Below are 24,062 nucleotides of genomic sequence, written 5' to 3' on the forward strand. Positions count from 1 at the left end.
TCCTGCCGAGTCCGTCTGGCCCCGGCCCCGTCGGATTCGCCCGTCCTGCCGGGCCTGTCGGCTCCGCCTGTCCCGTGGGGCCCGTGGGCTTCGCCTGTTCCTTCGGGCCCGCCTGTTGCTTCGGGCTTCGTCAGCCGCGGCCGCCTCCCTTTCCGTCTCAGGGGTGGTTTGCGGCCGGGCGGCCGCTGCCGCGGTCCGCTCCCCTCGGAGACTTGCCGGGGCGGCGCGCTGCCGCCGGGACGAGGGAGGCCCATGTCGGACAGCAGGTTCCTGATCGCGGTGCCGGAGCACCCCCGGGACGAGGGCGCGGTCGCCCGGCAGCTGGTGCGCATCCGGGACGCCGTCGAGCACCAGGGGTTCGACGTCAGGTGGGCGGTCGACGCCGCCGACGCGCAGGCGGTGCTGCGGACCGAGGCGGGCCTGACGGCCGCGCTGATCGCCTGGGAGCTGCCGGACCACGACGCCGGCGGGGAGGGGCCCGGCGGGGCCGGGGTGCTGCGCGCGCTCGGCCGGCGCTTCCGTGACCTGCCGGTCTTCCTGGTCATGACCGGCGACGGCGTCACCGAGCTGCCGCTGTGGGTGTCGGAGTCGGTCGTGGGGTACGTGTGGCCGCTGGAGGACACGCCCGCCTTCATCGCTGGCCGGATCGCCACCGCCGCCCGCGCCTACCGGGAAGCCGTCCTGCCGCCGTTCTTCCGCGCCCTGCGCCGCTTCGACGACGCGCACGAGTACTCGTGGCACACGCCGGCCCACTCCGGCGGCGTCGCCCTGCTGAAGTCGCCCGCGGGCCGGGCCTTCCACGACTACTTCGGGGAACGCCTGCTGCGCAGCGACCTGTCGATCTCGGTGGGCGAACTCGGCTCGCTGTTCGAGCACACCGGTCCGATCGGCGAGGCGGAGCGCAACGCCGCGCGGGTGTTCGGCGCCGACCTCACGTACTTCGTGCTGCACGGGGACTCCACCTGCAACCGCGTGGTCGGCCACTTCAGCGTCACCCGTGACGAGATCGCGCTGGTGGACCGCAACTGCCACAAGTCGGTGCTGCACGGGCTCGTCGTGTCGGGCGCGCGGCCGGTGTACCTCGTCCCGACCCGCAACGGCTACGGACTGGCCGGGCCGCTGCCTCCCGCGGAGCTGGCGCCCGACGCGGTCGCCGCCCGGATCGCGGCGAACCCGCTGACCGAGCAGGCCCTGTCACCGCGCGCCCAGTACGCCGTCTTCACCAACTCCACCTACGACGGCCTGTGTTACGACGCCTCGGCGGCGGCCCGAGCACTCGCCGCGAGCACGCCCCGGGTGCACTTCGACGAGGCCTGGTTCGCCTACGCCCGCTTCCATCCGCTGTACGCGGGCCGGTACGGCATGTCGGTGGACGAGGACTCCTTCCCCGGTCCGGACCGGCCGACGGTGTTCTCGACGCAGTCCACGCACAAGCTGCTGGCCGCGCTGTCGCAGAGCGCCATGGTCCATGTGCGGCCCGCTCCCCGGGCGCCCGTCGAACACGACCGGTTCAACGAGGCGTTGATGATGCACGGCACCACGTCCCCGCTCTACCCCATGATCGCCTCCCTGGACGTGGCGACCGCGATGATGGACGGGCCGCAGGGGCGCTGGCTCCTCGACGAGGCGGTGACCGAGGCGGTCCGCTTCCGGCAGGAGATGGTCCGCGTCCGGCGCCGTGTCGAGGAGGCCGGCGACCGCCCGCCGTGGTTCTTCGGCGTGTGGCAGCCCGAGGCGGTCACCGACCCGGGCACCGGTGCGCGGCTGCCGTTCGAGGACGCCCCCGCCGACCTGCTGCGCACCGAGCCGTCGTGCTGGCAGCTGGAGCCCGGTGCCGACTGGCACGGGTTCCCCGGACTCGCCGACGGCTACTGCATGCTCGACCCGGTCAAGGTCACGGTGACGTGCCCGGGCATCGACGCGACCGGGCGGACGGCCGCGTGGGGCATCCCGGCACGGGTGCTCACCGCCTATCTGGCCACGCGGAACATCGTCGTGGAGAAGACCGACAGCTACACCACGCTCGTGCTGTTCTCGATGGGCATCACCAAGGGCAAGTGGGGGACGCTCCTCGACGCGCTGATGGACTTCAAGGCCCTGTACGACGAGGACGCCCGCCTCGACCGGGTGCTGCCCGCGCTGGTGGCCGAGCACCCGCGGCGCTACGCCGGTCTGACCCTGCGCGCGCTGTGCCAGGACATGCACGACCATCTGCGTGCGGCGCGCCTCGTCGACCTGCTGGACACCGCGTTCCAAGAGCTGCCGGAACCGGTCGCCCCGCCGCAGCTGTGCTACCAGCGGCTGGTGCGGGGAGGCACGCACCGGGTGCGGCTGGCCGAGGCGGCCGGGCAGGTGGCGGCCGCCATGGTCACGGTCACCCCGCCCGGCATCCCCGTCCTCATGCCCGGCGAGGGCGTCGGCGGCCCGGACGGCCCGCTGCTGCGCTATCTGGGCGCCCTGGAGTCCTTCGACCGGCGTTTCCCCGGCTTCCGCAGCGAGACGCACGGCGTCACGGTCGATCCGGACACGGGCGACTACCTGATCGAGTGCCTGCGCCCGGCGGCGGACGACACGACGGGCCCGGCCCCGGACGCGGCGGGACGCCGGGCGGCGGCGCCGGCCCAGCGCGGTCACCCGCACGAGGACCCCGCCCCCGCCGGGAGCTGAGGCCCGGCGGGGGCGTGGCCGCACGCCCCGGCGGGGAGGGGTGCAGCCGCCCTTGGGTCCGGCTCGCGCCCGGCACGGTGAGGCGCCGGGGTCCCCGCGCCGCGTCGCGGGGAGCCCGGCCGGCCCCGTCGTGACGCCTCGCGCACGGAGCCGGGAACCCTTCCGCCGGGATCCGCAGGCACGGCCGGGGTTCGCGGGCGTGGGGCCGGGGCGCCGAGGTCGCTGGTGTGGGCGGTGCGACCCCCCGTGTTATTCAATGGGGTGTGCGCCAGGGATCTCGGGGTCCCGACGCACGGGTCCGAGTAACGAGCCCCGGTGCTGTGCCGGGGACTGCTGAGAGAGCCGCATGGACTCCACGCCCTCCTCCCCGTCCTCGTCGCCGTTCGACCTGGTCAGCAGCGCTCTGGGACGCTACGTCCCGGGCGGCGGACCGGCGGCGGCCGCCGGCCGTGAGGACGCGCGGGCGCAGCGGGCGCCGGGTGGGCCGGCGCCCGAGGACCCGGTGGCCGACCGTCAGGACCAGATCCTCGGCGTGGTCAACCTGGACCGGGAGCTGCGGATCACCCGCAGCAATCTGGACGCCGCCGTGTTCGCGGGCCTCGACGCGGCCCCCGGCCGGCCCTTCGCCGAGCTGCTGCCCCCGGGGGACGTGCCGACGGTGACCAGGCGCTTGCGGCAGGTCCTGGAGATCGGCGAGGCGCACGTCGCCCGGATCCAGCGGCTGCGGCGCGGCGACGGCTCGGAGCTGGTCGTCTCGATGAGCATCCTGCCCGCCGCCGCCCCGCAGGAGGGGCTGACCGTCTCCCTGATCGCCATGGCCAGGCGGCTGCACCTGTACGCGGCGGAGACCGCGATCGGCACCTCGCTGGACATCGGCGAGACCGCCCAGTCACTGGCCGAGTCCCTGCTGGCCTGGGGGGACGTGGCCGCCGTCGACCTCGACTTCGCCGTGTGGACGGGCGAAGGGGTCACCGAGCGGGCGAAGGGACGCATCCGGCTGCGGCGGGCGGCCCTGGTCCCGGATCGGGCGTGGCCCGAGGGGTACGTGACTCCGGGCGGCGACCTTCCGAACGACGCGAGCCGTCTGCTGGCGCAGGCGGTACGGCGCAACGACGCCCCGCAGGCCATCGTCATCCCGGACCGCGAGTCGGTGGAGCGGCTGCTCGGCAGTCCGCGCGTGATCCGTGCCCTGGTGCCCGGCGACCGCTCGGCGAGCGTGGCCTGCATCCCCCTGGTCCTGGACGGCGAGCCGCCCGTCGTGCTGGGCGTGGCGGAGGTCTGGCGGCGGGCCGACCGGCCCTTCCACGACAGTGACCTGTTCGACCTCCAGGAACTGGTGGCGAGGACCGCGCACCACGTCGACCTGGCACGCCAGCACCAGCGCGAGCACACGCAGGTGCTCGCGCTCCAGCGCCGGCTGCTGCCCAGGACGGGCGGCCACACGATCGACATCGCCAGCGTCTACCAGCCCGCCACCCCCGACAGCGCGGGCGTCGGCGGCGACTGGGTGAACAGCTTCCCGCTGCCGGACGGCCGGACCGCGCTGGTGGTGGGCGACGTCGTCGGGCACGGCCTGGGAGCCGCGGCGACCATGGGCCAGCTGAGCATGGAGGCACGGGCGCTGCTCTCGGCGGGGCTGGCCCCCGACGAGGTGCTGGAGCACCTGGACGAGACCGTCACGCTGCTGGACGACGCGGAGTCCGGGCTGGCCGCCGGATACAGCGCGCTCGGCTCCACCTGCTGCATCGCCCTCTACGACCCGGTCAGCCATCAGGTGACGCTCTCCAGCGCCGGCCACCTCCCCCCGGTCCTGGTGCTCCCGGACGGCGACGCGAGTCCGCTCGCCCTGCGTCCGCACCCCGGGCTGGGCACCGAGTTCGCGCTGCGGGAGCCGTTCGACGTGCACACGTTCGCCGCGCCGCCGGGTTCCCTGCTCGCCCTGTACACCGACGGTCTGGTGGAGGATCCCGCGCTGCCCATCGACGAGGGCATCGGCAGGCTGGCGGAGGTCGTGTCCGCGGTGCACCCGTGGGACGCCCTGCAACAGGCGGCGCGGCATGTCGTCTCGGCGCTGGCGCCCGCGCGTCAGCGCGACGACGTGACGCTGCTGCTCGCGCGCATGATCGGCTACCGCAAGGGCGACACCGCGACCTGGCGGCTGCCCGCGCGCGACGACGCTCCGGCCCGCGCCCGCGCGCACGTGAAGGCGGTGCTGCGGCAGTGGCGCACCCGGGCCGAGACCCGGGACGACGTGCCGCTGCTGGTCAGCGAGCTGGTCACCAACGCGGTGCGCCATTCCTCCGGCCCGGTCACGGTCCGGCTGATCAGGGCGGGGCACGGGCTGCTGTGCGAGGTGGGCGACACCGGCAACGGCAGGCCGCGCCTGAGCGCGGGCGGCCTGCTCGACGACGGCGGGCGCGGCCTGCACGTCGTGCACCGGCTCACCACCCGGTGGGGCGTGCGGTGGACGGACACCGGCAAGGTGGTGTGGGCGGAGGTGCCGGGATGACCGTTCCCGGCGCCGGCCGTGCGCGGAGGGGCGTGGCCGGCTCGGGCGGGGTCAGTGATGCGAGGGGCGCAGGCGGCTCAACCGGCACGCGCGGCTCAAGCGGCTCGGGCGGCTCGGGAGTGGGGGCGGGTCACAGCCACTCCCCCGCCAGGGCGGTGGCGGTGAGGCCCGGCGCCGCCGCGTACAGGACGGCGTGGTCGCCCGGCTTCTGCCCGGCGTCGTGCGCCCGCCTCAGGATGTCGAACACGGCCGCGCCGCCGCGGTTGCCGCTCGTGTAGCTGTCCCGGCTGTACTTCAGCAGCCCGGCGGGCCAGGTGTCGGGCATCGTCTGCTCCATGTACTCCAGCACGCGGGTGCCGCCGGGGTGCGCGAGCAGGACGTCGGGGTGCCAGGAGCCGGGGTCGTCCTGGTAGCGCAGGCGCAGCCACTCCCACATCGCGGTGACCGTCTCCTGCACGGCGCGCGGTCCGCGCCGGTCCATCACGAAGTGGGCGCCGTCCGCCCGCGTTTCCAGGCGGTGCAGGTCCTGGGTGCCGGGCAGCGTGTGGTGCCAGGCGGCGTCCAGCCGCAGCACCGACTCGCGCTTCTGACGGCCGGTGACCACCGCGGCGACCGCGGTGTCCGCGAAGAGCAGCCGGACGATCAGGGACTCCAGGGTGTCGTCCGCGGGCTGGTAGGTCGTGCTGAGCGCCTCCGAGATCACGACCAGGACCACCCGGTCGGGATCCGCGGCCACGAGGTCCGCCGCGAGGGCCAGGGAGCGGGTTCCCGCGACGCACGCCCACTGGGTGGCCGGCAGCAGCATCGCGTCGCCGCGCAGTCCGAGCCGGTTGGACAGGGCGAGGTCCAGTCCCGGCAGGGCCGGGGTGGTGGAGTGACTGGTGATCAGGCAGTCGACGTCCGCGGCGTCCAGGCCGGCGATCTGAAGGGCCCCGCGCGCCGCGCGCTCCCCGTAGGCCTGCACGGCCTCCCAGGCCGGGGCGGTGCGCTCCTGGACGGTCTGCGGCGCGGGTATCGCCTCCAGAGCGGCGATCACGCGGTCCACGTCCTGCTGGGCGAACCCGTCGCGGGCCAGCGCCTCTTGGACGGGAGCGGCGCCGACCGCGCCGAGCCCGCCGCCGCTGCCGGGGGCGACGGCGGTCTCCAGCGGCAGCATCCAGCCCCGGCTGCCGATGCCGGTGCTCTGTGCGATGCCGTCGACGCGCGGCGCCCACGGCGCATGCGGGTGCCGGTCGCGCACCTCCGCCACGATCTGGCTGGTCTCCACGGCGTGCTCACCGTGTATCACGGCAGGGGGGCAGAGGTAAGCGGCCATGCTGGGGCACCTTTCCAGGGGAAGGGGGAGGACGTCACGAGGACGGCGCCATGGGCCGCTTCACCGGCGCACGCCCATGGCGACGGGCTCCTGTCCGGGAGCCGTTGTCCGCGTCGCGTGTCGAGCATGGCCGCCAAAGGGACATTTCCGCTGTGACGCACACAACTTGGGCTGGATCGGAATGGGGTGATACCGCACACACCGCCGGAGCAACGGACCGCGGCACGGATGCGCACGACGGCCTGACGGATCGTCAGGTCGAACGGAGCGGTGCGGCCCCCCGCCGCCGCGTCCCGGCGGTCCGGGTCGCGAGGGGGCGGGGCGTGCAGGGCAGGGGGTTCCACCGGTCGTGGGTGTCGCCCGGCGCCGGGCCGCGGCTCCGGTCCCCCGGCGTACGGCGGCCCGCCGTCCCCGGAGGGCTGCCTCGGGGCCGCCGGTGGGCGCCCGGGCGGTTGGATCAGGTCAGGTCAGGTCAGGTCTGGGCTGGTCAGGCGCCGCGGGAGAGCTGTTCCCGGACCCAGGCGGGGTCGGGGTTGGTGTGGGGCCGGCCCGCCACGACGACCGTCGGCACGGTTTCGTCGCCTCCGTTGGCCGCCCGCACCTCCGCCGCTCCGGCCGGGTCCCGCCAGATGTCGACCCAGTGCGCCCGGCGGGCGGTGCGGCCCAGGCGCAGGCGCAGCCGCACGCAGTACTGGCAGCCGGGCCGCCAGTAGACGATCGGGCGGCCGTCGGCCTCGCTGCGGCGTCGCGCCTCCAGGGCGCCGACCGACCGCGGGAAGACCAGCGGTGAGTTCACGCCCGCGAGCAGCAGGAACACCGCCAGGACCGCGACGGCGACGCCGGGGCTCCCGCCGGACGCCGTCCGGGCCGCCGCCACCGAGCCGCAGAGCAGGAGCAGTACCGGCAGGATCCAGGCGCGCATCATGACAACGAAGGCTACCCACAGGGCGCATGGCACCTGCGACGACCTCGCTCACCCGGCTTTCGCGGGCAGGGTCGGCAGCCGTCAGGCGGCGTCGACCGGTCAGGCGGGCGTCAGGCGGTCGGGCGGGCGTGGACGCTGACCGCGTAGCCGCCGCCCGGCCGGTAGGGCTCGCCGGACCAGGTGGCGCAGCGCTGACGCAGGGTCAGCCCGGCCTCGGCGCACCAGTGGTCGAAGTCCGCCAGGGTCACCGTCGGCTCCGGCAGGGGCAGATGAGCGGCGTTCAGTCCCATGCCGGTGACGAGCAGTCCGCCGGGGCGCAGGACGGCGGCGAGTCCGCGCACGACGGCCGGCTCGGTCCCGGGAGCCAGCAGGGGGACGACGTTGCCCGCCGCGAGGACGAGGTCGAACCCGGGGTCGAGGCCGAGGTCGTCCAGGCGGGTCAGGTCGCCGTGCAGCCAGGTCTGTCCGGGGGCTGCGCGCCGGGCGACGGCGAGCATGGAGTGGTCGAGGTCCACGCCCGTGCAGTGGTGGCCCAGCTCGGCGAGCCGGATCGCCACGCGTCCGGTGCCGCAGCCGGCGTCCAGGACGCGGGCGGCGGGCTCCAGCAACGCGTGGCAGAAGGCGGCCTCGCCGTGGACGTCGTGGCCCGCCTCGGCCAGCCGCGCGAACCGCCGGGCGTACGCCTCTCCGTCCTGTCCGCCGGTCAGTTCGGCCCAGCGGTCGCGTCGGCTGCTCATGGTGTGCGCACCTTCCGGTGGTCAGGTCGGTCGGGTCGGGTCGGGGTGGTTCAGGAGAGGGCGAGGGCGGGGGCGGGGCTGCGGGTCGCGCCCTCACGCATTCTGCCTCCCGCCCCGCCGACTACAGCGCGCGGATGAGCAGCAGTGCGATGTCGTCGCTCTGCGGAACCGACGGTCGGGTGTGCTCGACCAGGTGGTCGGCGAGGGCCTCCAGGCTCGCGGTGTCGGCTCGGGACAGGGCGTCGGCCAGGCCGTGGACGGCGTCCTCGAGGTCGACTCCCGGCGCTTCGACGAGCCCGTCGGTGTACAGCGCGAGCACGGTGCCGGGGGGCAGGGAGACCTCGGTGGCCGGGTAGTCGGCCGCGGGGTCGATGCCGAGCAGCAGCCCGGGGGTGAGCGGGAGGACGTCGGTGCGGCCGTCCGGGCGGCGCAGCAGGGGCGGGGGGTGGCCCGCCGTGGCCAGGCAGGCGTGGTGGCGGGCGGTGTCGAGGGCGACGTAGGTGCAGCTGGTGAAGAGGCCGGGGTCGAGGTCGGTGAGGAGGCGGTTGGTGCGGCCGAGGACCTCGCCGGGAGGTGCGCCGGCGGTGGCGTGGACGGCGGTGCGGACCTGCCCCATGAGGGTGGCGGCCTGCACGTTGTGGCCCTGTACGTCGCCGATGGCCGCGGCGGCGGAGGTGTCGTCGAGGCGGATGAAGTCGTAGAAGTCGCCGCCGATGCCCGTGCCGTGGCCGGCGGGCAGGTAACGGGCCGCCACCTCCAGGCCCGGGACGTGGGGCAGGGCGTGCGGCAGCAGGCCGGCCTGGAGGTTGCGGGCCAGGTGGTGCTCGGCGTCGTAGAGATGGGCGCGGCTCAGCGCCTGGGCGATCAGTCCGGCCAGGGCGGTCAGGACGGATCGTTCCTGCGGGGCGAAGGGGTGGGGCCGGTCGTAGGCGAGCACCATGGAGCCGACGGGGCGGCCGGTGGTGATCAGCGGCAGGAACGCCCAGGAGGCCATGCCGTCCTGGAGGACGGCTGTGGGGTGGGCCCGTTTCAGCTCGGCGAAGTCGGCGAAGAACGACGGGATGCCGGTGGTCAGCACGTGGACGGCCGGGGTGTCGGAGGTCACGGGCACGGCGTCGAAGCGCTCCATGAAACCGGTCCCGTACCCGCGGTGGCCGACGATGCGCAGCCGCCCGTCCTGCACGGTCATCAGGGCGAGAGCGCGAGCGTCGAACGCGGCGAGGACCTGGTCGGCGACCCGTTCGACGACGTCGGACACGCCCACGGCCTCGGTGAGGGCGACCGCCACGTGCGTGAGGGCGTACAGGGCGGTCGCCCGGCCCGGTTCGACGGGCGGCGCCGGGTGGACCAGCCGTGGCGGATCCGCCGTGTGAGCCGCCTCGGCGGGGACGACGCGCACGCTGATGCCGGTGGCGTCCGGGTACAGGTGGAAGGACAGCCAGTGGTCGGGTGGACGCCGGGCCGTGAACGACGTGGGCTCACGGCTGAGCGCCGCCGAGCGGTAGCGGTCCTCGGCGACGGGGATGTCCAGCCAGGGCAGCGCCTCCCAGGGGCGGGCTCCCAGCAGCTCGGGGACGTCGACACCGAGGAGGCCGGCCGCGGCGGTGGTGATGAACGTGATCCGTCCGTCCACGTCGAGGGCGCAGCAGCCGTCGGGAAGCCGTTCGGCGAAGCCGACCGCGGCCTGCGCCTCCGCGTCCGTCGCGGTGCGGACCGGCCTCGGGGGCAGGAGCCGCGGCTCGGTCCCGGCCCGCACCCGGTGTCCGCTCTCGGCGGCCTGCCGCAGGATCACGCCCAGCCGGTTGCCGACGTCGTGCACCGCGTCCCGCTCCCGCGGGCTCAGGGCCGCCTGGTGCGAGGCGGGCCAGTGCACCACGAGGCCGCCCCAGACGACCGGACCCGTGGTGACGGGGGCGGCGGCCAGGGCGAAGGGGTGGGGCAGGACGAGCGCCAGTCTCGGGTAGGAGCGCGCCCGTTCCTCCTCGCTGCCGATCCACACGAGCCGGCGTTCCCGTACGGCGTCGGCGATCGGGGTCGGCCTGTCGAGGGCCACCCGCGCCCAGGGGACGGCGATCCGCCAGGACAGCCCGCTGAGCAGCGCCAGCTGAAGCACGGGTTCGTCCGGCGCGAGCAGGTAGACCGCGACCACGCTGGCGCCGCTCTCGCTCGCGAAGTCGAGCGCGAGCGACTCCATCGCCTCGCGGCCGAAGCCCGCGGCCGGGTCGGCGGACGCGGCGTCGGTCACCTTCCCACCTTCTCACCTTCCTCCGCGCACGGTGCCGACGGCGTTCCCCCGCCGTCGGCACCGTCGACACCATCGGCGCCGTCAGCCGTCAGCCGTCGGCCCGGTGGACCTCCGCGTTCCGGCGGATGGCCGCGCTGCCGTTCGGGGCAGGTCAGTCCTGCTTTCCGCGCCCGGTGAGCATGTCGCGCAGCCGGTCGACCATGCCGGCGCCGGGGGCGAGGATCTTGTTCGCGGGCGGGGTGTCCGGTGCGGCCGGGTGCGGGCGCGTGGGAGCGTGCCGCTTGGCCGAGCGCACTTTCTCGCCGAGCTCCTCCAGCGCGTCGGCGGAGCAGACGTCGGCCAGCATCGGGAAGAGCCTGTTCTCCTCGTCGGCGACATGGGCCGTGACGGAGTTCTTCAGCCGCAGGATCAGCGTGTCGAAGCTGCCGTCCCCGGGCTCGCAGCCTTCGAGTTCCTTGAGCATGTTCTCGACCTCGGCGTGGTCGGCCAGCTCCTTGTCGGCGAGGTCGTCGCCCCCGTCGACGTACCGGCGCACCGTCGGGTACAGGTGCTCCTCCTCCGCCACCGAGTGGCGGATCAGCTCCATGGTGAGCCGGTCCGCCAGTTCGCGCCGCCGCGGGTCGGTCCCGGGCAGTGCTTCGATCTGCGCGAAGAGCTCGTCCACCTCCCTGTGGTCCGTGGTCAGTTCCTGGATGACGTTGCCGCCGTGTCCCATGCGTTCTCCACTCCTTGACGCTCCGAGGCCGCCGGGCGACGGGCCTCGTCCGGCCCTTCGCCGACTCGGCCGCCCAGCACCGATACCTGCCACGTGGGCGCGGGCGGCCTCACGCCGGTCCGACACTTCACTCCGGTGGCGGACGGGTCGCGGCCGGCTGCGGAGGCGTCCGGCGTCACACGACGTCCGCGGCCGTGGGTGTCACCGGGTCCGCCTCCACCGCCATCTCGCCGGCCGCCGCCGTCAGCGCTCTCAGGGCGGGCACGAGCGCGGCGCGCTCCTCGGCGGGCAGCCGTTCGACGAGGGTGCGTATCTCGGCTCTGCGCCGGGCCAGCACCGTGGTCACCAGGTCGCCCCCGGCGCCCGTGAGGCTCAGCAGGACCTCGCGCCGGTTGGCGGGGTTGGCCCTGCGGTCGACCAGGCCGACCGCCGTGAGCCGCTCGGCCATGCGCAGGGCGGTGGACGGGTTGACGCCGAGGGTCGCGGCCAGCGCGGTGAGCCTGACCGGTCCGCAGGTGTCGAGGACGACCAGCGCCCGCAGTTGCGCAAGCGTGAGCGTCTCGGCGGCACTGGCGAGCGCACGGGCGGAGATGGCCACGAACAGACGGGAGGCGTCCATCACCACGGCGCTCAGCTCCTCGGCCGCGCGGTCGAGTTCGTGCTGATCCGGACCGGCCGCGCGGGACGACGGACTGTCGCCGTCCGCCGGCCCGCGCACCGTCCCGGCTTCCGGATCGCGGCCCGTTCCGGGTTCCGGGTCGGGGCCGGGTTCCCGCTCGGGGCCGGGGCGGGGTTGCGTCTCGTGTCTCGTCATGCCGGCTCCTGATCGCGGTCCTGGTCGGCTTCCGGTCCGGGGGCGGAGAGGATCACGAGGTGTGGCCGCGCCTGACGGACAGGGACCGCGCCGCGACGGCGACTCCGGCCGCGAGGACCGAGGCGACGGCAGCGGGGTGACGGGACAGGGCCGTCTCGAAGGAGCGGCTGTGCGCCTTCCCGTCGAAGACGCCGTGTGCGCCGTGGTCGTCGCCCTCCTGCCGGTCGACGGGTTCGAAGAGGTTGCTCTCGCCGGTCGGCGGCCGGGTCGGGCTCTGCTGGGAGCCGAAGCCGGTGCGGGCCAGATAGCGGTCGAGCGCCGCGGGGGCGAGCCGGTTGGCCAGGATCGTCGCCAGGGTCGTCGCGCCGACGTAGTACTGCTTGCGGCGCGGGTGGTCGGCGGCGTGCAGCACGCCCCGTGCGGCCACCTCCGGCTGGTAGATGGGGGGCACCGGCTGCGGGTGCCGGGGCAGGCGGGTGCGCACCCAGGAGAACTGCGGCGTGTTGACGGCGGGCATCTGCGCGACCGTGACGTGCACCTTGCTCCCGCGGTGCAGCAGTTCGGTGCGCAGCGACGAGGTGAAGCCGTTGATGGCGTGCTTGGCCCCGCAGTACGCCGACTGCAACGGGATGGCCCGTTCCCCGAGCGTGGAGCCCACCTGCACCACGGTTCCGCGGTCGCGGGGCAGCATGCGCTTCAGCGCGCTGCGGGTGCCGTTGACGAAGCCGAGGTAGGTCACCTGGGTGACCCGGTCGTACTCCTCGGCGGTGATCTCGTCGAACGGGGCGAAGACGCTGGTGAACGCGCAGTTGATCCAGACGTCGATGGGCCCGAAGGCCTCCTCGGCGGCGTCGGCGGCCGCCTCGACCTGGCGGGCGTCGGCCGTGTCGGCGATCTGGACGAGTGCGCGGCCGCCGAGGGACTCGATCTCCTTCGCGGCCGCCTCCAGTCCGGCCCTGCCGCGGGCGATCAGCACGACGTCGGCGCCGCGCTCGCCGTACAGGCGGGCGGTGGCGCGGCCGATGCCTGCGCTGGCTCCGGTGATGACGACGGTCTCGGACATGGGGTCAGCTCCTTTGCGGGCGGCGGGCGCCGCGGGGGTCGGGGTCCTGGGCGAGGCGGACGGCGGTCTCCAGCAGCAGGGCGTGCACGAAAGCCTGCGGGAGGTTTCCGCGCAGCTGGCGCTGCGCGATGTCGATCTCCTCGGTGTAGAGACCGGATGCCCCGCAGGCGCCGCGGTTGCGTTCGAACCAGCGGAAGGCCTCGGTCGTCCGGCCCTGCCGGTGTTCGGCCAGCGCCATGACGAAGCCGCAGAGCAGGAAGGCGCCCTCGGCCTCCTCCAGCGGGCGGTCGTCGTGGCGGAAGCGGTAGACGAAGTGGTCGCGGGTCAGTCGGTCGCGGCAGGCGGCGAGGGTGGCCCGGGTGCGCGGGTCGTCGGGGGGCAGGGCGCCGCGCACGGCGGGCAGCAGCAGGGCGGCGTCGACGGACGGGTCGTCGGGGGCGCGCTGCCAGTGGCCGTCGGGGTGGACGCAGTCGGCCGCGATCTCGGCGAGCACGGTGTCGGCGAGGCGGGTGCAGGGGCCGGCGAGGGGGTGGCGGGGCGCGGCGTCGGCCAGGGCGCGCAGCCCGGCGACGCAGGCGAGGCGGCTGTGGGTCCACCGCCTGGGGTCCAACTCCCAGATCCCCGCGTCCGGTTGGTGCCGTCGTTCGGCTATGGCCCGTACCGCGAGGTCGGCGGCCTTCCAGCCGTCGCCGTCGAGTCGGCCCGCGCGCTGGGCGGCGGCGAACAGCAGCAGCGCCTCGCCGAAGCAGTCGAGCTGGAACTGCTGGGAGACGTGGTTGCCGACGCGGCTGAAGCCGCCGGGGTAGCCGGGCAGGTCGAGGTCGCGCTGGCGCGGTACCGGGTCGCCGTGCACGGTGTAGGCGGGGGCCAGGCGCGGGCCGTCGGCGAGGAGCCGCTCGCTGACGAAGCGGACGGCCGCGTCGAGCAGGTCGGGCGCCCCGGCGGCGGCCGCGGCCTGTCCGGCGTAGCTCTGGTCGCGGATCCACACGTACCGGTAGTCGTAGTTGCGGCCGGTCTCGGCGCGTTCGGGGAGGCTGGTGGTGGCCGCCGCGACCATTCCTCCGCCGCGGCCGGTGACTCCGCGCAGGACGGCGTAGGCGTGCCGGGCGTCCCCGGCGGCGACGGTGTGCGCCAGCGGTGGCACGGCCTCGCGCCAGGCCCGTTCGGTGGCGGCCCATGCCCGGTCGGCCACCGGGAGCCGGTGCGGCAGTGCGGTGGTGGAGCACTCCAGGACCAGGTCGTGTGCGGCGCCGGCGTCGAGGTGGAGGTCCGCGGTCAGGCCCTGCGGACGGGCGGCGGCGCCGGGGGCGCCCTGCCAGCGCAGGCGGGTGCGGCCGGTGTCGATGTGCCACACGCCGTCGTCGTCGCGGCGCGGCGGGCCGGCCGGTGCCCGTCCGTAGTCGTCGTGCGGGTCCAGGACGACGCGGATGTCGGCCGGGCCGTCGACGGCGATCAGCCGGCGCAGCAGGACCAGCCGGTCCGGCTCGCCGGGGAAGGCGAGGGCCTCGCGGCATTCGACGACGCCTTCGGCGGTGACCCAGCGGCTGCGCCGGATCAGCGTGCCCTCCTCGTAGTAGCCGCCGGGGACGTACCGTCCGTGCGGGGTGACGCTGTAGGCGCCGCGGCCGCCGATGAGGGCGGCGAAGACGGCGTCGTCGTGCCAGGTGGGCGCGCACAGCCAGTCGACGGCGCCGTCGGGGCCGATGAGGGCTCCGCGTTCGCCGTCGGCCAGCAGGGCGTAGTCGTGCAGTGCGTGAGCGGGGTGCGACGTGCTGTGGGTGGGGGGATGCCACGTGGTGCTCATGGGCGGTGTTTCCTCCTGCTCGGTGCCCGGGCGGTCCGGTCCCGGCCTCTCAGCCCACCCGGTAGGGGCGGGCCCGCTCGGCGGCGAGTGCGAGGCCGAGGCCGGGTCTGCCGTCGGCGCCCGGGGCGAGGGCTCCGCCGTCCGGGGCGAGCACGCCGTCGAAGAGGAGCCGCTCGATGCGGACGTGGTCGTGGAACCACTCCAGGTGCCGCAGGTTGGGCACGGCGGCCGCGGCGTGCGCGTGGGCGTGCGGGGCGCAGTGCCCGGAGATCTCCAGGCCGTGGGCCTGGGCGAGTGCGGCGGCCCGCAGCCAGACGGTGATTCCGCCGCAGCGCGTGACGTCGGCCTGGAGGCAGTCGACGGCGTCCGCGGCGATCAGGTGGGCGAAGTAGGGCAGGGTGTAGCCGTACTCGCCGGCCGCCACGTCGAGGGTCGTACGGCGGCGGACGGCGGCGAGGGCGGTCAGGTCGTCCGAGGACACGGGCTCCTCGAACCACGTCACGTCGTCGTCGGCGAGCGCCTCGGCCATGCGCACGGCCTGTTTGGCCGTGTAGCCGCCGTTGGCGTCGACGTAGAGGGCCGCGGTGTCGCCGATGGCGGCGCGTGCCCGGGCGACACGGTGCCGGTCGCGTGCCTCCTCGCGCCCCCACGACTGCGCGATCTTGATCTTGACGCGGGGGATGCCGTCCTCCTCGACCCAGCCGCGCAGTTGCCGTTCCTGGCGGTCGTCGTCGTAGGTGGTGAAGCCGCCGCTTCCGTAGACGGGCACGTCGTCGCGGGCCGCGCCCAGCAGGCGGACGAGGGGCAGTCCGAGCAGGCGGGCCTTGAGGTCCCACAGGGCGATGTCGACCGCCGCGATCGCCTGGGCGGCGACGCCGGGCAGTCCGGCGTTGCGCACCGCGCGCCGCAGGGCCTCGTTCAGGCGCGGCACGTCCAGGACCGGGCGGCCGGTGATCACGTCGGCGAGCAGGTCGTCGACGAGGCGGGCGGTGGCGGCGGGCGCGTAGGTGTAGCCGAGGCCGGTGGCGTCCCCGCAGCGGACGGTGGCCAGGACGAGCGTGGTGCTGTCCCAGGCGAGGGTGCCGTCCGCTTCGGGCGCGTCGGTGGGCACGGTGTAGACGGCCGTGTCCACGCCGGTCACGACGGGGGTGTCGCTCATGTGTCGTCCTGTGCGCCGGGCCGGTCCTCGCGGTGGCGGTGACCGGGCAGGAACTCCTGCACCTTGGCCTTGAAGCCCTGGCGGACCATGCCCGCGCGGTCGCTGTCGCCCTTGAGGACGGACATGGCGGCCGCCTCGATCTGGTCGAGGCTCGCGTGCGGCGGGACGGGCGGCACGGCGGGGTCGGTCACGAAGTCCAGGACGCAGGGCCGGTCGGCGGCGAGCGCGGCCTGCCAGGCGCCCACCACGTCGCCCGGCTTCTCGACGCGGATGCCCTCCAGGCCGAACAGACGGGCCACGTCGGCGTAGGCGACGTCGGGGATCGACTGCGAGGCCTCGAACCGCGGGGCGCCCTCCATGGCGCGCATCTCCCAGGTGACCTGGTTGAGGTCCCGGTTGTTCAGGACCGCCACGACGAGCCTCGGGTCCTCCCACTCCCGGTAGTACTTGGCGATCGTGATCAGCTCGGCCAGCCCGTTCATCTGCATCGCGCCGTCGCCGACGAGGGCGATGGCCGGACGGTCGCCGTGCGCGAACTTGGCGCCGATCGCGTAGGGCACGCCGGGGCCCATGGTGGCGAGCGTGCCGGACAGCGAGCCGCGCATGGCGCCGCGCAGCCGCAGGTGGCGGGCGTACCAGTTGGCGGCCGATCCGGAGTCGGAGGACAGGATCACGTTCTCCGGCAGCAGGTCGTTCAGCGCGTGCACGACGTACTCGGGGTTGACGGGGTCGGCGTCGACCGCGGCCCGGCGCTGCATGACCTCCTGCCAGCGCGCGGTGTCCTTCTCGACCTTCTCGCGCCACCCGGTGTTCGCGGCCGTGTCGACGAGCGGCAGCAGCCGGGTCAGCGTCGCGCGGGCGTCGCCGACCAGGTTGACCTCGAACGGGTAGCGCAGGCCCACCATGTGCGGGTCGATGTCGATCTGCACGGCCCGCGCCTGCCCGAACTCCGGCAGGAACTGGGTGTAGGGGAACGACGATCCGATGACCAGGAGGGTGTCGCAGCCGGTCATCAGCTCGTAGGACGGCCGGGTGCCGAGCAGGCCGATGGACCCGGTGACGTAGGGCAGGTCGTCGTCGAGGACGTCCTTGCCGAGCAGTGCCTTGGCCACGCCCGCGCCGAGGCGGTCGGCGAGGGCCATGACCTCCTGGCGGGCTCCGCGCGCGCCCTGCCCGACCAGGATCGCGACCTTCTCGCCGGCGTTCAGGACCTCGGCGGCCCGTTCGAGGTCGGCGTCGGCGGGCACGGGCGCGTACGGCGACATGCCGAGGCTGGAGGGCACCATCTTGAAGGCGTGCCCGGGCGGCGAGTAGTCGAGTTCCTGCACGTCGGCCGGGACGATCACGGCCGTGACGGAGCGGCGGGCCATGGCCGTGCGCATGGCCCGGTCCAGCACGTTGGGCAGCTGCTCGGGGACGGTGACCATCTCGCAGAAGTCGGAGGCGACGTCCTTGTAGAGGCTGACGAGGTCGACCTCCTGCTGGTAGGAGCCGCCCATGGCGCTGCGGTCGGTCTGGCCGACGATCGCGACGACGGGCACGTGGTCCAGCTTCGCGTCGTACAGGCCGTTCAGCAGGTGGATGGCGCCGGGGCCGGAGGTGGCCGCGCACACGCCGACCCGTCCGGAGAACTTGGCGTAGCCGACGGCTTCGAAGGCGGCCATCTCCTCGTGGCGGGCCTGGATGAAGCGGGGGTTGTCCTGCGCCCGGCCCCAGGCCGCGAGGAGCCCGTTGATGCCGTCGCCGGGGTAGGCGAAGACGTGCTCCACCCCCCACTCGCGCAGGCGCTCGAGGATGTGGTCGGAGACCTTCTTCGACATGTGCGGAACCTTTCCTGGTGGGTGCCCTTCCTGGTGGGCGTGCGATCGGCGGCTACGCGCGGCGCAGCGCGCGCAGGGCCCCTCTGCCGGTCGCCGTGGCGGCGGCGGCCGCGGTGACGGCGGCGGCCGCCGTGGTCGACCAGCGGACCGCCCGGGAGGGCCGTGCCGGGCGCGTGGCCGACTGCTCGGGGTGTTCGCCGGGCAGCGGGCCGTCGAGACCGAGGGCCAGTGCCTCGGCCAGGTGCAGGGCCCGCCGTCCGGTCCCGCCCTGTTCGATCTGGGTGCGGCAACTGAAGCCGTCGGAGAGGACCAGGCTGTCGGGGGACGCGCCGCGGACGGCGGGCAGGACGCCCAGTTCGGCGACGGCCATGGAGACCTCGTGGTGGCCGCTCTCGAAGCCGAAGTTTCCGGCCAGCCCGCAGCAGCCCTCGTCGAGGACGTCGGCGTCCAGGCCCGCGCGGCGCATGAGTTCGCGGTCGGCGTCGAACTTCATGACGGCGTGCTGGTGGCAGTGGGTCTGCACGGTCGCGTGCCGGTCGAGCCGGGGCGGCCGCCAGCCGTCGGGCGCGTGGTGGACGAGGTGTTCGGCGAAGGTGCGGACCTGCCCGGCCAGCCGCCGCACGTCCTGGTCCTCGGGCATCAGCTCGGGGGCGTCGGAGCGGAAGACGGCGGTGCAGGAGGGTTCGAGGCCGATGACCGGGGTGCCGGCCTCCAGGTACGGGCGCAGCACGTCGAGGGTGTGGCGCAGCACCTTCTGCGCGCGGGGCAGCTGGCCGGTGGAGATCCAGGTCAGACCGCAGCACACCGGCCGGTCGGGCACGGCGACGCGGAAGCCGGCGTCCTCCAGGACGCGCACGGCCGAGACGGCGATCGCGGGATGGAAGTAGGTGCTGAAGGTGTCGGGCCACAGCACGACGGTGCGCGGGTCCGCCGGGTCGGGTGCGTCGGCCTCGCGGGCCCGCCACCACTGCACGAAGGACTGCCCGGCGAACACGGGCGCGGAGCGGGCCGCGTCGACGCCGGCCAGGAGCTTGCCCGCGCGGGACAGTCCCGGCGCGTGCAGCGCGGCGTTGACCAGCGAGGGGGCCAGGCGGGACAGGCGCGCCCACACGGGCAGCCAGCCCATCGAGTAGTGCGCCGCCGGCCGCATCCGGCCCTCGTAGTGGTGGGAGAGGAACTCCGCCTTGAGGGTGGCCATGTCGACGCCCGTGGGGCAGTCCGACTTGCAGCCCTTGCAGGCCAGGCACAGGTCCAGCGCGTCGTGCACCTCGGTGGAGCGCCAGCCGTCCCGGACGGCCGAGTCGGCGTGCCCGCCGAGCATCTCGAAGAGCAGCCGGGCCCGGCCGCGGGTGGAGTGCTCCTCCTCCCGGGTCGCCCGGTACGAGGGGCACATCACGCCGCCGGAGTGGCCGCGGCAGTTGCCGATGCCGACGCACCGCATCACGGCCCGGTTGAAGGAGTGGTCGTCCTCGGGGAAGCCGAAGTGCGTCGCGGGGGTCGCGGGGCGCCAGTGGGGACCGAGACGCAGCTGCCCGTCGACCGGGTGGGGGTGGACGATCTTGCCCGGGTTCATCCGGTCGTCCGGGTCGAACAGCGCCTTCAGCTCGCCGAACGCGGTCACCAGGCGGTCGCCGAACATGCGGGTGAGCAGCTCGCCGCGCGCCTGGCCGTCGCCGTGCTCGCCCGACAGGGAACCGCCGTAGGAGGCGACGAGGTCGGCGGCGCGCTCCACGAAGCGCCGGAAGCGTGCCACGCCCTCGGCGGTCCTGAGCCCGAACGGGATCCGGGTGTGGACGCAGCCCTGCCCGAAGTGCCCGTACAGCGAGGGATGGTCGTAGTCGAACTCCTCGAACAGCTTCTTCAGGTCCCGCAGATAGTCGCCGAGCCGTTCGGGCGGGACGGCGGAGTCCTCCCAGCCCTCCCACGTCTCCCGGTCGTCCGGAGGGCGTGCCGTGACGCCGAGGCCGGCCTCGCGCGCCTTGAGCATCCGCTGCTCGCGCTCGGGGTCGTCGGAGAACGCGACCGTGGCGTCCTTCTCGCTCCGGCCGACGGCGCGCAGCAGCGCGTGGGCCTGGGCGTCGACGTCCTCCTGGCTGTCGCCGCCGAACTGCAGCATCAGCCAGCTGTCGCCCTCGGGCAGGGCGTCGAGCGACTCCAGGTAGGCGTGCTCCTCGCGCATCAGCTGGGCCATGCGGCCGTCGAGCGCCTCCAGCTGACCCGGTTCGCAGTGCTCCAGGAGGTGGGCGACGTCGTCCGCCGCCGCGCAGATGTCGTCGTAGCCCAGGACCAGCAGCGACTGGCAGGCGGGCACGGGCACCAGGTCGAGTTCGGCGCGCAGCACGGTCACCAGCGTGCCCTCGCTGCCGACGAGGGCCCGGGCGACGTCGAGGCCGTTCTCCGGCAGGAGCGAGTCGAGGTTGTAGCCGGAGACCCGGCGCGGGATCTTCGGATAGCCCTGCCGGATGTCGGCGAGGTACTCGGCGACGATGCGGTCGAGTCCGTCGTACAGCTCGGCGCGGCGGCCGCCCTCGGCGGCGATCCGCGCCCGCTCGGCGCGCGACGTGGGCCCGACCCACATCCGGACGCCGTCGTAGGTGAGCACCTCCAGGCGGCGCACGTTGTCGACGGTTTTGCCGTACGCCTGGGCGGACGCGCCGCACGAGTTGTTGCCGATCATGCCGCCGAGGGCGCAGTGGCTGTGCGTGGACGGCCTCGGGCCGAACTGGAGCCCGTGGTCCGCCAGACGGCGGTTCAGCTCGTCCAGGACGATCCCCGGCTCGACCACGCAGGTGCGCGCGTCGGGATCGACGCTCACCAGGGCGTGGCAGTACTTGCTCCAGTCGATCACCAGGGCCGTGTTCGTCGACTGGCCCGCCAGACTCGTGCCGCCGCCGCGCGACAGCACCGGGGCGCCGAAGCGGGCGCAGACCTCCACCGCCCGCGCCCCGGCCTCGACGGTGCGGGGCACCACGACGCCGACGGGCACCTGCCGGTAGTTCGATCCGTCCGTGGCGTAGGCGCCCCGGCTGCCCGCGTCGAAGCGGACCTCGCCGTCCACGGCCGCGCGCAGTGCCGCCTCCAGCCCGGGAAGATCCGACACGGGGGCGTCGGTGTGGGGGTGATTCATGGAACGATCCGCCTTCCCAAGCCGTTCACCGGACGCGACGACACGCCGACGCGGCTCCGCCGGCCTCCTTCCCTGCCGCCGCGACCGCCGAGTACCCACCATTGCAGAGTGCAAAGGTGCCTTTTTCCGTCCGCGTGGGACGAGCCGGCCGTGGCCGCGGGGGCCCGGTCGGAAAGTGGGCGGAGGCGGGCAGCGGGCGCGTCGAAGGCGGGGGCCTCGCCGGCTCCCGGCCCTGCTCCCCGCCGCGTCCTGAAAGGGACCGGCCTCGACCTGCTCACCGACAGAGGGCAGACGGCAGTCCGCGGCAGGGATCAGTGGACCGCACGGCACGGGGCCGCCGACGGACAACGGGGAGTCGGCCGGGCCGGCGCGCCGACGCCCGGCTGCTCAGCCCTCCGCCGACGCGGCGACCAGGCGCGTCATAGCGAGTCGGAGGTCGGGCGTCGGAGGTCGGGCGTCGGGGGCGCCCGGTCGGCTGGTCATCAGGAGATGGCGGGCGGCGCCGACGGTGGCGGGGGCCGCCGTCTCGGATCGGTCGAGCCGTCCCCCGCCCCGCTGCGTCTCAGTCGTGCGGGACGACGGCGATCGGGCAGCGCCCGTGGTGGATGGCGGCGTGGGCGACCGGACCGAGGTGGGTCGCCCCGCTGTGCCGGGGCGCACGCCGGCCCACGACCAGCAGTCCGGCGCCCTCGGAGGCCTGGACGCCCACCTTGGCGGCGCTCGCGAGACGGATGCTCTCGACCACCTCCACCTGCGGGTACTTCTCCCGCCAGGGCTGCAACAGCCTGTCCAGCTCGTGCTGTGCGTCCTTCGTCATCTCCTCGGTCACCTGGTGGTCCACCCCCCAGGGCACCCGCGCGTGAAGGGGCACGCTCCGGCCGTGCGCGACCATCAGCGGCACCTCCCTGGCCGCCGCCGAATGGAACGCGAAGTCGAGCAGACCGTCACAGGAGCCGTTCAGCTTGACGGCCACGACCACACGTCCGCCGGGTCCGGGCTCCACTCCCCCGTGCCGCCCTTTTCCGGCGCCGCGCACGAGCACCACCGGGCACGGCGCGTGCGCCACCACCGGCATGCTGACCTCGCCCATGAAGTAGCTCTCCACGGTCCCCATCCCGTGGGAGCCGAGCACGGTCATCTCCGACTCCGACGCCGCCTTGAGCAGAGCGGCGTGCGGGTCGTCGGCCACGAGAGTCCCGACGACCGTCAGGCCCGGGTGACGGGCCTGCGCCTCCGCCCGCGCCGTGTGCACGAGGCGCTTGGCCCAGTAGTTCTGGTCGACCGCGGAGGTGGCGTGCGCGGGCTCCGGCGACAGCAGGGGCCAGGCATGCAGCAGACGCAGGGTGAGCCTGCGCCTGGCGGCTTCGTCGGCGGCCCACCGCGCGGCGGCGAGACTCTCGGGTGAGCCGTCGAGGCCCACAGTGACGACCGGTTCCATGGCGGCGGCCTCCGTCTCGTTGCTGCGGATGGAAAACGTCAGGACACGAGGACACGACGGTGGACGAGGGCGTGCGCCCCGCGGTGCACGGGTCCGACGGCGGACCGCTCCGGAAGCCCGCGACGTGCCGGACGGGCTGCTTCCGTCCTTGCATCCCTCCTTGCTTCCCTCCTTAGAGAATCGCTCCATCCCCTCCCCGCCGCATGCGGAGCCGGAGCCCTCGGAGGCGGGGGTGCGGGCGGGGGCGGGGTCCGGTCCCGGAGGCCGGGGTGGTGGGCCGAGCCGGCGCGACCGTCCTCGGCGAGCGCGCGTCACCGAAGGCGGGCACTGCCGGGCCCGGCCGAGTGCGCCGTCGGGCGGCCGGGCCCGCATCCCGGTATCCGCCACCGGCCCCCGGCGGGAGCCGCGGCCCCGAACACCGGTCCGGCCCGCGCCGGGACCACCGGATAGAGTGCGCGGGACGGCAGCCCGGCCAGGAGGCGAAGCGTGACCGACACCAGCGACACCCGGCCCGCCGAGAGCGCACCGCACGCTCCGCGGCGGAGTCCGCTGCTCCGCCTGATGCGCTACCTCCCCATGATCGCCCCCGTCCTGCTGTGGGCCGTGCCCTGCTGGGTGCTCCTGTACACCGGCCAGCACTGGCCGCCGCCCGTCGCAGCGGCCGCCACCGCGCTGTTCGTCCTCGGGCTCGTCGGCATGCCGCTCGCCATGGTGCACGGCCACGGCCGGCGCCAGCGGGACCGGGCCGCGATCGCCGGTGACACCCTGCTGGGCGCGAGCTGGGTTCTGTTCACCTGGTCCGTTCTGCTCGGCGTCCTGCTGCGCCTCGCCCTGACCGTGGCCGGCGTCGGCGGGAGCCAGGACCGGGCCCGCACCGTCACGTGGGCCGTCCTCGGCGTGACCGTCGTACTGCTCGCCTGGGGTTACGCCGAGGCGCGCCGGGTGCCGCGCGTGCGCCGGCTCGACGTTCGGCTACCGCGGCTGGGAGCCGGGCTGGACGGCACGCGCGTCGTCCTCATCACCGACACCCACTACGGCCCCCTCGATCGCGCCCGCTGGTCGGCACGGGTGTGCGAGACGGTGAACACCCTGGAGGCCGACCTGGTCTGCCACACCGGCGACATCGCGGACGGCACCGCGCGACGCCGCCGCGCCCAGGCCGCCCCGCTCGGCACCGTGCGGGCCACCCGGGCCCGGGTCTACGTCACCGGCAACCACGAGTACTACAGCGAGGCCCAGGGCTGGGTCGACCTGATGGACGAGCTGGGCTGGGAACCGCTGCGCAACCGCCATCTGCTGCTCGAACGCGGCGGCGACACCCTCGTGGTCGCCGGCGTCGACGACGTCACCGCCGAGTCCTCCGGCCTGGCCGGCCACCGCGCCCACCTCGCCGGAGCCCTGGCCGGGGCCGACCCCGGCCTGCCCGTTCTGCTCCTGGCCCACCAGCCGAAGTTCGTCGACCGGGCGGCCGCCGCCGGAATCGACCTCCAGCTGTCCGGCCACACCCACGGCGGCCAGATCTGGCCCTTCCACCACCTGGTCCGCCTCGACCAGCCCGTCGTCGCCGGACTGAGCCGCCACGGCGCCCGCACCCTCCTCTACACGAGCCGCGGCACCGGCTTCTGGGGGCCGCCGTTCCGCGTCTTCGCCCCCAGCGAGATCACCCTGCTCGTACTCCGCTCCCCGCAACCGCCCGCCGCGACGTAGGGCCACGGGACGGCCGG

The 24,062-nt window shown here is 74.7% G+C and carries 15 protein-coding genes; 3 read left to right on the forward strand and 12 right to left on the reverse strand.

Annotation, left to right across the window (positions count from 1 at the left end; all coding sequences use genetic code 11):
* The first annotated feature begins 252 nt into the window (after positions 1 to 252).
* Complete coding sequence (locus OG802_RS02830) at positions 253 to 2,667, forward strand: Orn/Lys/Arg decarboxylase N-terminal domain-containing protein (protein ID WP_329406856.1); 2,415 nt, start codon at positions 253 to 255, stop codon at positions 2,665 to 2,667.
* Between the two features lie 346 nt (positions 2,668 to 3,013).
* The gene (locus tag OG802_RS02835) at positions 3,014 to 5,176 is read left to right on the forward strand and encodes an ATP-binding SpoIIE family protein phosphatase (RefSeq protein ID WP_329406858.1); all 2,163 of its coding nucleotides are present in this window, start codon (positions 3,014 to 3,016) and stop codon (positions 5,174 to 5,176) included.
* 130 nt (positions 5,177 to 5,306) lie between these two features.
* Here the strand turns inward: OG802_RS02835 and OG802_RS02840 are convergent, their stop codons facing one another.
* The 12 genes from OG802_RS02840 to OG802_RS02895 form a co-directional block, all read right to left on the reverse strand.
* On the reverse strand, positions 5,307 to 6,491 hold the full coding sequence (locus OG802_RS02840) for a type III polyketide synthase (RefSeq protein WP_329406859.1): 1,185 nt from the start codon (positions 6,489 to 6,491) through the stop codon (positions 5,307 to 5,309).
* 487 nt (positions 6,492 to 6,978) lie between these two features.
* Positions 6,979 to 7,416, reverse strand: a complete 438-nt coding sequence (locus tag OG802_RS02845) for a glutaredoxin domain-containing protein (protein WP_329406861.1) — start codon at positions 7,414 to 7,416, stop codon at positions 6,979 to 6,981.
* 110 nt (positions 7,417 to 7,526) lie between these two features.
* Entirely contained in the window at positions 7,527 to 8,153 is a 627-nt protein-coding gene (locus tag OG802_RS02850) for a class I SAM-dependent methyltransferase (RefSeq protein WP_329406863.1), read from the reverse strand.
* A gap of 121 nt (positions 8,154 to 8,274) precedes the next feature.
* Entirely contained in the window at positions 8,275 to 10,398 is a 2,124-nt protein-coding gene (locus OG802_RS02855) for a SpoIIE family protein phosphatase (protein ID WP_443055174.1), read from the reverse strand.
* A 151-nt stretch (positions 10,399 to 10,549) separates the two neighbouring features.
* The gene (locus OG802_RS02860) at positions 10,550 to 11,113 is read right to left on the reverse strand and encodes a hemerythrin domain-containing protein (protein ID WP_329406866.1); all 564 of its coding nucleotides are present in this window, start codon (positions 11,111 to 11,113) and stop codon (positions 10,550 to 10,552) included.
* A 175-nt stretch (positions 11,114 to 11,288) separates the two neighbouring features.
* On the reverse strand, positions 11,289 to 11,732 hold the full coding sequence (locus OG802_RS02865; protein WP_329416914.1) for a MarR family winged helix-turn-helix transcriptional regulator: 444 nt from the start codon (positions 11,730 to 11,732) through the stop codon (positions 11,289 to 11,291).
* 247 nt (positions 11,733 to 11,979) lie between these two features.
* The gene (locus OG802_RS02870) at positions 11,980 to 12,990 is read right to left on the reverse strand and encodes an SDR family oxidoreductase (protein ID WP_329406868.1); all 1,011 of its coding nucleotides are present in this window, start codon (positions 12,988 to 12,990) and stop codon (positions 11,980 to 11,982) included.
* Between the two features lie 4 nt (positions 12,991 to 12,994).
* Positions 12,995 to 14,794: a glycoside hydrolase family 15 protein gene (locus tag OG802_RS02875; RefSeq protein ID WP_329406869.1), complete on the reverse strand. Its 1,800-nt coding sequence runs from the start codon at positions 14,792 to 14,794 to the stop codon at positions 12,995 to 12,997.
* A 49-nt stretch (positions 14,795 to 14,843) separates the two neighbouring features.
* The gene (locus tag OG802_RS02880; protein ID WP_329406871.1) at positions 14,844 to 15,953 is read right to left on the reverse strand and encodes an enolase C-terminal domain-like protein; all 1,110 of its coding nucleotides are present in this window, start codon (positions 15,951 to 15,953) and stop codon (positions 14,844 to 14,846) included.
* Positions 15,950 to 17,773: a thiamine pyrophosphate-requiring protein gene (locus OG802_RS02885; protein ID WP_329406874.1), complete on the reverse strand. Its 1,824-nt coding sequence runs from the start codon at positions 17,771 to 17,773 to the stop codon at positions 15,950 to 15,952. Before OG802_RS02885 ends, OG802_RS02880 begins: the two co-directional genes overlap by 4 nt.
* Before the next feature lie 52 nt (positions 17,774 to 17,825).
* Positions 17,826 to 20,900, reverse strand: a complete 3,075-nt coding sequence (locus OG802_RS02890; RefSeq protein WP_329406876.1) for an FAD-binding and (Fe-S)-binding domain-containing protein — start codon at positions 20,898 to 20,900, stop codon at positions 17,826 to 17,828.
* 562 nt (positions 20,901 to 21,462) lie between these two features.
* Positions 21,463 to 22,338, reverse strand: a complete 876-nt coding sequence (locus tag OG802_RS02895) for a universal stress protein (RefSeq protein ID WP_329406879.1) — start codon at positions 22,336 to 22,338, stop codon at positions 21,463 to 21,465.
* A 486-nt stretch (positions 22,339 to 22,824) separates the two neighbouring features.
* Between OG802_RS02895 and OG802_RS02900 the strand changes: the two genes are divergently transcribed.
* A complete protein-coding gene (locus OG802_RS02900; protein WP_329406881.1) occupies positions 22,825 to 24,045 on the forward strand; it encodes a metallophosphoesterase in 1,221 nt (406 codons plus the stop codon).
* The last annotated feature ends 17 nt before the right edge of the window (positions 24,046 to 24,062 follow it).

The organism is Streptomyces sp. NBC_00704 (assembly GCF_036226605.1).
GTDB lineage: Bacteria > Actinomycetota > Actinomycetes > Streptomycetales > Streptomycetaceae > Streptomyces.